The following is a 12671-nucleotide window of genomic DNA, read 5'->3' on the forward strand; positions in this document are numbered from 1 at the left end:
CACCTCTCCAAGGTCGGCAGATTGCACAACAAGCAGCTAAAGGGACGGTCCCGTAGCTGCTTGATCAATTGACGCTATAAGCAAAGCTGCGGAGACGCGTGACCCGACGCTTGTTCGTGACGAATCGTGACCTGACTATTTCTTCTATTGTAGCCGTTATTGGTCAGTGTTTCAATTTGTAAACGATATTTATAGCGATAAATCTCAAAATTCCGAGCATTCGTCTCAAAATTCCCCCTCTCCTGCCCCGCTAGATCTAAAAAAGCTCCCCCGTTATCCGGAGGAGCCTCGTCTTATCGTGTATACCAGTCGAGTAAGGGACCGAATTTCTCTTCATCGTAGGCAAATGAACCGTTCGATAAGCGGTCGAGGAACGATAACGAACCGATTTGGATCGTTTTTTCCTGTTCTTTTCCGCTGAGGACCAATTCTTTCGCTTGTGTGACGTCGATCAATGCAGCGACTTGGTGTGGTTTCGATTTCAAGTCACGGAGCAACTGTAAGCCGCGGAGCGCACGGCTCGAGACTTGGAACTGATCCGCGAGACGCATCTTCTTCAAGGCACCCCGTTGCGTCAAGAGGACGATCTGTGGTGCTTCCTTGAAGCCAATTGCACCCGCGACGACATCTTGATCCTTCAGGTTGATCGCTTTAACACCGGCAGCCCGGACACCGACGACAGGAACGTCGTCTTCCGTGAACCAGAGACCGAAACCGTTCTGTGTCGCAAGGAACAGTTCCGATTGACCTGTTGAGACCTGAGCATACAAAACTTCGTCGTCTGCCTTCAAACGGACACCTTGAAGTGGTTTTGACTTCCGCTGGGCGTTGTAGTCACTCAGTTTCGAACGCTTGACCATCCCTTGACGAGTCACGAACAAGCAATGCTGTGCTTCGTCGAACGAGCGGACGAGATCCGCTGAGAGAACCCGGTCACCCGGTTCGAGTGGAACGAGGTTCGCGACGTGTTGACCGCCATCTTTCCACTTCGTATCCGGCAATTGATGGACCGGAATCAGCAAGTAATTCCCGCGAACGGTCCAGACGATCAAGTGGTCGGTCGTCATCGCTTGCCCTTGGAGCAACGGACGATCCTGTTCCTTCAAGTCCGGCAAGTCGTTCGAAGCACCGAATGAACGGAGCGACGAACGTTTGACGTAACCGTTTTTCGACAGGAAGACCATCGTTTCTTCGACAGCAATCATGACTTCCGTCTTCAGCTTCAGTTCTTCAACTTCCGCTTCGATCGTCGAGCGACGTTTGTCCGCGACTTGTTCCTTCAAGACTGTCAATTCCTTGATGATCAGACGATTCCGTGTCTTTTCATCGTTAAGGATCTTCTCAAGACGAGCGATTTCCTTCTCGAGTTTCGCAGCTTCTTCCTGTAACTCGACGATATCGGTATTCGTTAACCGGTACAGCTGGAGCATAACGACGGCTTCCGCTTGGCGATCCGTAAAGTTGAAGCGCGTGATCAGCTTCTCCTTCGCATCTGCTTTGTTCGACGCAGATCGGATCAAGGCAAGTGTCTCATCGAGGACAGAGATCGCTGTCATTAAGGCAGAAACGACTTCCTGACGGCGTTTCGCTTGTTCGAGATCAAACGCTGTCCGGCGGATGACGACTTCCTTGACGTGTGCAAGATACGCATCAAGTAGTGTCAAGACGCCCATTTGCCGCGGTGTCCGTTCATGGATCGCGACCATGTTGTAGTTATAGGCAATTTGTAAGTCAGTCTGTTTGAGGTAGAAGTGTAAGACACCTTCTGCGTCCGCTTCCTTCTTCAACTCGATGACGACCCGTAAGCCGTCGCGGTCGGTCTCATCACGGACTTCAGCGACACCTTCGACCTTTTTATCAAGACGGAGTTCTTCCATCCGTTTAACGAGATTCGCTTTATTGACCTCATACGGGAGCTCCGTGATGACGATTTGCTGACGACCAGCCCGCAGTGTCTCAATCGTTGAGCGCGAGCGGATGATGACTTTCCCGCGTCCTGTCTCGAACGCCTTCTTGATGCCGTCAAGCCCTTGGACGACACCACCAGTCGGGAAATCAGGACCTTGCATGTGCGTCAACAAGTCATCGACGTTCTGGACCGTACCGGAAATCCGACCAATCGCAGCATCTAGGACTTCTCCCGCGTGGTGCGGTGGAATCTCGGTTGCGTAACCAGCGGAAATCCCCGTCGAACCGTTCATCAACAAGTTCGGCAGGAGCGACGGTAAGACGAGCGGTTCTTCCGTCGTATCATCGAAGTTCAGCGTGTAATCGACGGTTTGTTTGTTGATCCCGTCGAGAATCAGACTCGAAACTTTCGACAGACGGGCTTCCGTATACCGCATTGCTGCCGCGCTATCACCGTCGATTGACCCGTTGTTCCCTTGCATATCGATCAGCGGGTAACGGAGTTTCCACTCTTGGCTCAAGCGGACCATTGCTTCATAGACCGATGAATCACCGTGCGGGTGATAGTTACCGATGACGACACCGACCGTCTTCGCTGATTTCCGGTAAGCCCGGTCGAACAGGTTGCCTTCCGTATGCATCGCATACAAGATTCGGCGTTGAACCGGTTTCAGACCATCCCGGGCATCCGGTAAGGCACGATCTTGGATGATATATTTCGAATAACGACCAAACCGGTCGCCGACGACTTGCTCGAGCGACAGGTTCAGGATGTTTTGTAGATTAGACATGTTCGTTCACACTCTCTTTCGTCACGTGCTCATTCTCGATGATCGAGAGGTCTTCCGCGAGACCGAAGGCGACATTGTCCTCGATCCACGTCCGGCGGTGACCAACGTTATCGCCCATTAAGACCGAGACACGTTTTTCCGCAACAGCAGCATCGTCGATCGTGACCCGAATCAATGTCCGTGTCTCGGGATCCATCGTTGTTTCCCAGAGCTGTGGTGCATTCATCTCCCCAAGTCCTTTGTAACGCTGGATCATATAACCTTTACCGAATTTCTTCGTCGTTTTCTTGAGTGTCTCTTCGTCCCAGACGTATTCAAATTTCTCCGATTTGCCTTTTCCTTTTGAGACACGATAGAGCGGTGGTAAGGCAACGAAGACCTTCCCAGCGTCGATCAACGGACGCATGTAGCGGAAGAAGAACGTCAATAGCAAGACTTGGATATGTGCGCCATCGGTATCGGCATCCGTCATGATGATGACTTTGTCGAAATTACAATCCGACAAGTCAAAATCGGCTCCGACACCGCCACCAATCGCATGAATGATCGTATTGATCTCTTCATTTTTCATGATGTCAGCGAGTTTCGCTTTTTCCGTGTTCAAGACCTTACCACGGAGTGGAAGAATCGCTTGGAACGTCCGGTTTCGTCCTTGTTTCGCAGAACCACCGGCAGAATCACCCTCGACGAGGAACAATTCATTCTTGTCCGCGTTTTTCGAAGCAGCAGGTGTCAGTTTTCCGTTCAAGATGCTCGAACGTTTCTTCTTTTTCCCATTTCGTGCTTCTTCGCGGGCTTTACGTGCTGCTTCACGCGCTTGCGCTGCGCGGATCGCTTTTTTGATCAACAGCGTCGCCGTTTGCGGGTTCTCTTCCAAGTACGTCGAGAGACGACGACTGATGACAGCGTCACAGCTCGTCCGCGCTTCCGGTGAACCGAGTTTCGACTTCGTTTGTCCTTCGAACTGAAGGAATTCTTCCGGAATTCGGATCGAGACGATCATCGTCAACCCTTCGCGGATATCATTTCCGTCAAGGTTCTTATCCTTTTCCTTCAAGAGCGTGTTCTTTCGGGCATATTCATTCATGACCCGTGTCATCGCCGTCTTCGCACCAACTTCGTGTGTTCCACCGTCGCGTGTCCGGACGTTGTTGACGAACGACAGGACGTTTTCCGAGTACGCATCCGTGAACTGGAAGGCGATATCGACTTCGATCTCGTTTTCCGTGCCTTCGAACGCGACCGTCGGATGAAGCGTATCTTTATCATCATTCAAGTACTGGACGAATTCGCTGACACCGTCTTGGTACTGGAAGATATCTTGTTTATCGGACCGTTCGTCCGTCAGCGTAATCTTCAGACCTTTCAGCAAGAAAGCGGATTCGCGTAAGCGTTCTGCGAGCGTATCGTAGTTGTATGTCAACGTACTGAAGATCGAGCCATCTGGTTTAAAGTAAACGCTCGTTCCTTTTTGACGCGTCGTACCCGTTTCAAGCAACGTCGTCTTCGGCATCCCACCGTTTTCAAACGTTTGCTCATATTGTTTCCCGTCACGGAAGATCGTTACTTTCAAATCCGTTGATAAGGCGTTAACGACCGACGCCCCGACGCCGTGTAAGCCACCGGACGTCTTATATCCACCTTGACCGAACTTACCGCCAGCGTGAAGGACTGTGAAGATGACTTCAGCAGTCGGCTTTCCCGATGCATGCATCCCCGTTGGCATTCCACGTCCATGGTCACGGACAGTGATTGCATTATCTTTATGAATCGTGACGTCAATTTGTTCCCCGAATCCTGCAAGTGCCTCATCGATTGCGTTATCGACGATCTCGTAGACGAGATGGTGAAGTCCACGGTGATCGGTTGAACCGATATACATACCTGGGCGCTTCCGGACTGCTTCGAGTCCTTCGAGCACCTGTATGGCATCATCATTGTAGTTATTTAAGTCTGTCGCCATTCATTTCACCTCAAAATTCGAAATTACGACGTCGTTTTTACAAACGTTCGTTCGTTATTTCAAGTAGTCTGTCTCTAATTGTAGGCATCTTCTTGCTTCCTGACAAGCATAACCTGTAAAGCGCATGAAAAAAGACACCTTCACGAACGGGTGAAGATGCCTGAAATCGTGCGATGACTCACAGATATTGATGCTCGATTTTGATGCAACGATTCTCAATATATGGAATACCAGCACCGAGTGCAAGACTTTCTGCTTCGACACTCGAGAGACCAAGCTGATTCCAAATCATCCCGACGTCACCGTGAGCAACAGCATCTTTGGCGACATCCGCTAAAAACTCAGACCGACGGAAGACGTCGACTATATCGATGTGTCCTGGAATGCTTGCGACGCTCGGATAGACTTTTTGACCGTTCCACTCGTTTAACGTCGGATTGACCGGAATGACTTCGTATCCATGTTGGACTAAGTAGTCCGCAATCCAGTTTGCGGTCTTTCCGGAATCACTCGAGACACCGACGACGGCAATGCGTTTAGCATCCTTCAAATACTGACGTGCTTGTTGATCAGTAATCATTTAGAACTCCCCCTTATGAAAATAACTCTTACCTAACACTTTATACCCGAACCAAGATGAAGTATGCGAAATCGAGCACGTTTTCGACGTTTTTCATAAATCGTCTTGAAATCAAATGAGTCGACCAATGACCCGTCGAACCACTTCTCGATGCAACTGAGAGCGAAATTGAATATTCATTCTTTTTTGATGATTTAGGTGACATAATACTATTATTGTTATTAAAAAGAATGTCGTAGCTCAAAAACGATAAAAATAGGTTGAATTCTCACGTGCATCGAGTTGATCAACGACCCGTCTGGTGCGTTGTCGATGCAACTGAGCGCTCCCTGTCTGACAATTTAACGTTGCGTGAAATAACTATTTCACGCAAACAAGTGTCTGACGTATCAACGTTTGGTATACTACTACTAGAGGGGTGATTGTCGGATGAGTTTATTTAAAAACCTAGGAAAAACAATACATAAAACGACCGTTTCGGCTACAGCACCAGCGATTCCCGGTTATGAGCGGATGCCACGCTTCATTCAGTCCTATTTAGATCAGTTAGCAGCCAAACATTTCTCATTAGCAACGATGCGTCGGTACGTCTATGACTATGAAGCGTTCTTCCAATTCGTCGCTGCGGCGTCAGGTGAAGAGGTAACAGCGCGAGATATTCCGCTTGAAGCATTTGTCGAGATTGATGCAGCAGGAATCGAAGCCTACGCTGAATACCTTGCCTTAACGAAACAAAATGCACCGAGCGTCATCAACCGGAAGTTATCAGCGTTACAGTCACTGTTTCGTTATTTGGTCGATACCGGTCAGTTGTCGGAAAACCCGGTCGCCAAAGTCAATCGACCGAAACAAGCGAAACGGGAACCGATTTACCTGACGAAACGCGAGTGGGACGAATTGATTCAGTTGTTACCGTCAAACGTCGAGATGAATGCCCGGGAAGCGTCGCATTATGAACGGGACCGCGTCCGTGACGTGACGTTATTCCAACTACTCGGCTATAGCGGGATGCGTTTAAGTGAGATGACTCAACTCGTCTGGAACGATGTCGATTTCCATGAAAACACGCTCCGTGTCATCGGAAAAGGCAACAAAGAGCGACTGATTCCGCTCGCAAAACCAGCCCGAATCGCCTTACGAAAATATGCGATTCATTATCAGATGCCAACGAGCGGCGCCGTGCCTGTCTTCCAAAAACACGGGAAACCACTCAGCCCACGGGCAGTCCAGCATATTTTGCAGCGGCATACGGAACGATTGAAGCCGGTCCTGCCCTTTTTAGAGCGCAAAAAAATTACACCGCATAAATTGCGGCATACGTTTGCGACACGGCTTGCGACCGGTGGGGTCGACGTCCTGACGATCCAGCAGCTACTCGGTCACGAATCCGTCGCAACAACACAAGTCTATGCCCATATCGGTGATTCCGAGAAAAAACGCGCCGTCGATTTATTCGATGGTGAACGATAATAATATTATGTAAACTAAAGGAGGAATAGCATGAATTATGGGCTCAGTGAACGCAAAATCAAACAAATGTCTGATGCCTATGCATTTCAACGGGGAAAGAAGTATGTCGCCGCCCGCAAGGTCACGTTGCACAATTACCGGATGGGTGACGAGCTGATCGAAGCGAGTGTCGACGGTGAGGAACGATTCACGGTGACGGTTCGCGTCAAGGCGCACGGTGTCGACGCCGGCTGTAATTGTCCATCACTTGCGATGGATACGTCATTTTGCGGACATATCGTCGCCGTTTTACTGGCGATGCATCATGTACAGGCGCACGGTACACCGACGCCGTTATCGCCGCAAATCCGTCCCTTCACGGCGATTCAAGTCGATGACGCCGGCGCGCGCCATTATTTACGCAGTCTCACACCGGATCGTCGGGTAGCGATTCATTTCGAACTGACCGGACCCGTCGTGACGCTTAAACGATTGACGGACAATCAACAGCATCAACTGTCCCTACCCTACTTCGATCGGTTGCTTGAACAGACGGAGTATTTGCAGCGGGTCGCAGATGTTTCGTTCAGTCCTGATTTACAGGAACGAATCGTCTCCGGAACGCCAATCGTCAAGTTGCATCTTGACCGAACGGCTCGGGAAGTCGAAGTCCGTGTGTCGTTTGATTATCAAGGGATTCAGCTGAATCCGCTCGACGAGACGATTTATGCTGGACGGGATCAAGTAACGGAGCAAAGTGTCTTACGCTATTTACGTGAATTCCAAGCAACACCATCGAATTCGCACTATGTCATCACCACTGACGCCGCGCAGTATGCTTTTTTGCGGAGTCTGCTTGACGAACGAGTTGCGCTCGGTCAACTGGAGTTATTTGCAACGCAAGCGATCCGAACGACGTTACCAAAAGGACCCTTTCATCCGCGGATCGAAGTCGACGTGACAGACCGCCTCGACTGGCTTGTGTTTAACTTTTCGATGGACGGAATTCCGGAAGACGAACTGAAACGTGTCCTAAAGTCGCTCATCTTACAAAAACGCTATCACCGCTTGAAATCCGGACAGTTCGTATCTTTAGAGGCACGGGCCTTTCAGCAGTTGCAACGGGTTCTCGCCCAGATGGAAGCGAGTGAACGCGACTTACGCGACGGGCGACTCGTCTTACCTGCCGTCCGGAACATGAAGCATCTGATCGGTGCCTCCATCCTGCATCTCCATGCCGATTTGCTCGAGAAATGGTTCGAATTGAAATCCGGACAAGGATTCTGGCTCGACTTGCCGAATTCATTAGAGTCACAACTCTATCCGTATCAACGGACGGGCATTCAATTTCTAAAGAATTTGGACGCGCACCGATGTCACGGCATCTTGGCCGATGAGATGGGGCTTGGAAAGACAATTCAAGCGATTGGTTATATAGCAACGATTTCGGATAGTCGTGCACTGATCGTCGCACCAGCATCACTGCTCCGCAACTGGGAGGCGGAATTGAAGCGCTTTTTACCCGGTCGACCGGTTCATGTCGTGACGGGATCTCAAACTAGCCGACTTTCCGAACTGGAGTACTTGGCTGAAAACACAGTGACGATCGTCTCCTACACGACGCTTCGGACCGACGTCCGTCGCCACCCCGTATATGACGTCGTTTTCTTTGATGAAGCACAGCACTTGAAGAATCCGCAGTCACAAACGGTCAGTCAACTGCGACATCTGCAAGCAAAACGACGGTTCGCCTTAACGGGCACACCACTTGAGAATCGTCCGCGTGATATCTGGTCGATTTTCCATGTCTTGTTTCCAGAATTACTGCCGGATTTAGCGACGTTTGAGAAATGGTCATTTGATGACATGCAACAGTTCATCCAACCGTTCTTATTACGGCGTGAGAAACAAGATGTCTTACAGGATTTACCGAAGAAACAGATCGAGCATCATTATGTCGAGCTCGGTCCTAACCAAAAACGGTTATATGCGTCGTATCTTGCCAAATTGCAACTCGAGACGCTGCAGCACTTAGACGAGACGAAACGCGAAGATCGTTTGAAGTTACTGGCTGGGTTAACGCGGTTGCGGCAAATTTGCAACGATCCGGAGTTATTCGTTGAGGGATACACGGGAGAAGCGACAAAACGAACGCGTCTGCTCTCATTGATTGCCGAAAAACGGGCCGCCGGAAAGCGGATCTTGATTTTCTCGCAGTATACACAAATGCTCGAGCGCATTCGCTCGGATCTCGCGCAACGTCACCTCCCTCACTTCCTGTTGACGGGTGAGACACCACTCGAAGACCGGGTGGCGTTATGCGATCGGTTCAATGACGGTGAAGTCGATCTCTTCTTGATTTCCCTGAAAGCGGGTGGGACGGGATTGAATCTCGCAACTGCTGATACCGTCATCCTCTTTGACAGCTGGTGGAATCCGGCCGTCGAACAGCAAGCTGCCGATCGTGCCCACCGGCTTGGACAACAATCCGACGTGACGGTCATCAAATTGCTGACACGCGGGACAATCGAAGAAAAGATGACGGAATTACAAGATCGAAAAGCCCAGATGGTCGATGCCGTCCTGACGGCTCCAGACAGTGATGCCTTGACCGTCAAAGAACTCGTTCATCTCGTAGAAACAAAGGAGGAACATCGGTGACCCTTGATCTCCTGCTTGGTTACCTTATCGGCAGTATTCTTGGCGGTACGCTCTGGAAGTACGTCAGTCGTACCGATTTGGCTCAGGTCGGTTCCGGAAACATCGGTGCCCGCAACGCCCATCGTGCCGGTGGGCTCCCGGCCTTTTTATTCGTGTATCTGTTTGATGCCGCGAAGACCGTTCTTGCACTACAGATCACAGATGCATTTTATCCCGTTGCTCTTGCCGTGCTCATCGGCCACTTGTTTCCATTGTTTCATCCGCGACGTGGCGGTAAAGGATATGCCGTATTTTCCGGCATCGTCTTCGCCATCACGCCGTGGGCATATCTTGTCGGACTAGGCATACTCGGTCTGTCTTATCTCGTAACGAAAGATAGCGTCAAAGCGGGGCTGATTCCGGTTGTTCTGCTCCCGTTACTCCCTGTCTACTTTGACGCGGGACCCATCAATATCTTGTGTGCCGTTGCCGTAAGTCTACTTGTCCTGTGGGCTCATGATGCACTTCACAAGCCAGTCATTACATAAGGAGGACGTCTCATGATCGACTTTTCCATTGCCACCGCTTCGGACGCGGAAGCAATCCATGAACTGAACTACCTCACCTTCACGGAAGAGATTCCGCAACATCAACCGAACACCGAACGGAAACGGATTGACCGGTTTCATGATCAAAATACCTATCTGATCGGCAAGGAAGACGATCGACTCGTCGCGATGATTGCTATTCGAAAGCATCGTCCTTTTTCGCTTGAAGAAAAGGGCGTGACGTTAGATGAGACACTGACGGACCCAGCGGAAATCCGTTTACTCAGCGTTCGTCCCGAATACCGCAATAGTCGTACGTTCATGCAATTGATGCGCTTTTTGATGGTCTACTTGGAGCGGGAAACGATTGATCATGTCTATATCAGTGGTACGACACGGGAAGCTAAACTATATGCGCGGTTCGGCTTCACCCCAATCTCAGCAACGCTCGGTAGTGGCGATGCCCAGTTCGTACCGATGTTGTTGTCACGCGCAACATACGAACGATCCGTCATCGCGGACGTTTTACGTCCTCTGCATTTTCTAGCCGGTCCGGTCGAGGTTGCACCAACAGTCCGCCAAGCGGCGCAACAAGCACCGCGCCCGCATCGGACGTCTTCGATGCGACAGCTCGATCAAGATTTACGTGGTCGGATGTGTCAGTTGCTGGATTTACCACATGTCTCGATGGCTGTCGGCAGTGGCACCCTCGCCAACGATATCGTCGCACAACAACTGAGTGGACATGGGTTGATCCTAAACGGTGGTGAGTTCGGTCAACGCTTGATTGATCACGCGGCACGAGCTGGGAAGTCCTTTGATGTCCACTCGCTTCCACCCGGTCACCCGATAGACTTGGAACAACTCGCGAGTCAACTGCATCAAACGGAATACGACTGGATCTGGTTGACGCACTGTGAGACGTCAACGGGCGTCCTCTACGATCTCGATGCGGTAAAAGCGCTGTTAGAACAACGAACCGCACTCATCGTCGATGCGATCAGCGCCGTCGGAACCGGGCGTTTCTCGTATGACGGCTGCAGATTCGTCACGACCGTCTCCGGAAAAGCAATTGGTGGTTTACCGGGTCTTGCGTTCATCGGTCACATAGATCGCGTCTTACCTTCTCCACATATTCCACGTTATCTGGATCTAGGACTCTATGCGGAAGGCGTCGCCTTTTCCGGCTCATCGAACTTGTTGCTTGCTTGTCAGGCAGCGCTCGATGCCCTTGATCTCGATCAAGCCGCCATCAAGATGACCTATCTCGAACAGGCCGTTCGAGCGACTGGTTTCAACCTGCTTGCGACTCAAGAAGCACAAGCGCCGGGAATTCTGACGATCGTCCATCCGTCGGCAACCGCTTTAGGAGACGCTCTCCGGATCCAGGGCTATCATGTTCAATATGAAAGCGACTATCTCGTCCATAATCAATGGCTCCAAATCTCAACGATGGGACACACGACGATGCGGCACATCGAACGTCTCATCCGAGTATTAGTCCGTGAAAACCAACGCATCACCATAAAAAATGAGAAAAATGAAAGACCTCTTAACCCTTGATTTCAAGCGGTTTGGAGGTCTTTCGACTTTAAAAAATAAAAAATAGAGGTTTAAGGATTTAAAACATAGGGGTATAAACTCACTAGCACCGCATCAAACGGTGACTTACTCACACATGTTTCTCAATATCAGCGTAATGACCTGGGAGAGAAATGCAAAGTCACGAAAGCGTCAGATTCAATGCGAGTCTGGAACCGATTGTCTTAGCATATTTAAATTGTTCAGGACTTGTCCTGCTCCTACATTCATTACCTTTTGAGGGCTATACCAAATTCAAGGGGGAAATGAACATGTCAGTTAAATTAACAGCCGAAAAACGCGAGGTACGTCCACGCTCACTCCGTAAACAATTACGTCATGAAGGAAAAGCTCTTGGTGTCGTGTATGGTTACAAAGTGGAAAGTACACCAATCGCATTTGAAGAAAAAGAATTGCTTAAAATCGTTCGAGAAAACGGTGAGAACGTCTTGATTTCACTGAAACTCGACGGTAAAAATATTAACGTCTTAATCAACCGTCGTGATATGGATGTATTCACACCAACTGTCGATCACGTTGAATTCATCGCCGTTAAAATGGATGAAGAGACAGAAGTCGAAGCAGACGTCGTACTCGTCGGCGAAGCAGCTGGTGCTAAAGTCGGTGGATTCCTGTCACAGACACTCTTTAAAGTAACAGTCGCAGCAACACCAGATAAATTACCAGAGAACGTCGAAGTCGACGTCACAAACCTCGAAATCGGCGATTCGATCTCTGTAGCTGATCTTCCGGAACAAAAAGATTTCCGTATCGTCACAGAAGGCGACATTCAAGTCGCAGCTGTCGTCGAATCAACGCTTGAACAAGAGCTTGAGGAAATCGAAGAAGCAGAAGCTGAGGCACAAGCGGAAGCTGGCGAAGACAACGAAGCGGAAGCTACGGAAGAGTCTTCAGAAGAAGCAAAAGAAGAGAACGAAGACAACAAATAAGTCGTTTAACGATACGCCTTTCGTGGCGTATCGTTTTTTTGTGTCTTGACAATAGACAGAAGATTGCCTAAAGTGAACAGCGTATCATCTATTACCATATCCACTAGGGGAGCCCATTTGGCTGAGACGATTCACTTCGGACCCTTCGAACCTGATCTAGTTCATACTAGCGTAGGAAAGTGGAGCGATCACATCCAATGACTCCTGCTGCGCGCAGTTTTTCTGAGGACCGCTCTCTTTTTTACGGAGGGCGGTCTTTTT

8 protein-coding genes and 1 riboswitch are annotated in these 12671 nt (G+C 49.9%); of the genes, 5 read left to right on the top strand and 3 right to left on the bottom strand.

Going from position 1 to position 12671, the window contains the following annotated elements:
- Window positions 1–293 precede the first annotated feature (293 nt).
- The 3 genes from parC to KNQ12_RS01165 all read right to left on the bottom strand — a co-directional run bounded on the left by parC (window position 294) and on the right by KNQ12_RS01165 (window position 5242).
- Window positions 294–2699: a DNA topoisomerase IV subunit A gene (gene parC / locus KNQ12_RS01155; protein ID WP_214745759.1), complete on the bottom strand. Its 2406-nt coding sequence runs from the start codon at window positions 2697–2699 to the stop codon at window positions 294–296.
- On the bottom strand, window positions 2692–4662 hold the full coding sequence (gene parE, locus KNQ12_RS01160) for a DNA topoisomerase IV subunit B (RefSeq protein WP_023468335.1): 1971 nt from the start codon (window positions 4660–4662) through the stop codon (window positions 2692–2694). The genes parC and parE overlap by 8 nt, the downstream gene beginning before the upstream one ends.
- Before the next feature lie 178 nt (window positions 4663–4840).
- Entirely contained in the window at window positions 4841–5242 is a 402-nt protein-coding gene (locus tag KNQ12_RS01165) for a CoA-binding protein (RefSeq protein WP_023468336.1), read from the bottom strand.
- 429 nt (window positions 5243–5671) lie between these two features.
- Between KNQ12_RS01165 and KNQ12_RS01170 the strand changes: the two genes are divergently transcribed.
- From KNQ12_RS01170 to KNQ12_RS01190, 5 genes are all read left to right on the top strand, one after another.
- A complete protein-coding gene (locus KNQ12_RS01170; protein ID WP_214745762.1) occupies window positions 5672–6712 on the top strand; it encodes a tyrosine-type recombinase/integrase in 1041 nt (346 codons plus the stop codon).
- Window positions 6713–6742: 30 nt separating this feature from the next.
- Window positions 6743–9352 carry a DEAD/DEAH box helicase gene (locus tag KNQ12_RS01175; protein ID WP_214745765.1) on the top strand — a complete coding sequence of 870 codons (2610 nt, stop codon included), beginning with the start codon at window positions 6743–6745 and terminating at the stop codon, window positions 9350–9352.
- Window positions 9349–9879: a glycerol-3-phosphate acyltransferase gene (locus KNQ12_RS01180; protein ID WP_214745769.1), complete on the top strand. Its 531-nt coding sequence runs from the start codon at window positions 9349–9351 to the stop codon at window positions 9877–9879. The genes KNQ12_RS01175 and KNQ12_RS01180 overlap by 4 nt, the downstream gene beginning before the upstream one ends.
- A 12-nt stretch (window positions 9880–9891) precedes the next feature.
- Window positions 9892–11442 (top strand): GNAT family N-acetyltransferase, encoded by a 1551-nt coding sequence (locus KNQ12_RS01185; protein WP_214745773.1) that lies wholly within the window; start codon window positions 9892–9894, stop codon window positions 11440–11442.
- Between the two features lie 290 nt (window positions 11443–11732).
- Complete coding sequence (locus KNQ12_RS01190) at window positions 11733–12410, top strand: 50S ribosomal protein L25/general stress protein Ctc (RefSeq protein ID WP_023468341.1); 678 nt, start codon at window positions 11733–11735, stop codon at window positions 12408–12410.
- 95 nt (window positions 12411–12505) lie between these two features.
- Window positions 12506–12605: riboswitch (TPP riboswitch) on the top strand.
- The last annotated feature ends 66 nt before the right edge of the window (window positions 12606–12671 follow it).

Source organism: Exiguobacterium sp. s11 (assembly GCF_018619015.1).
Lineage (GTDB): Bacteria > Bacillota > Bacilli > Exiguobacteriales > Exiguobacteriaceae > Exiguobacterium_A > Exiguobacterium_A indicum.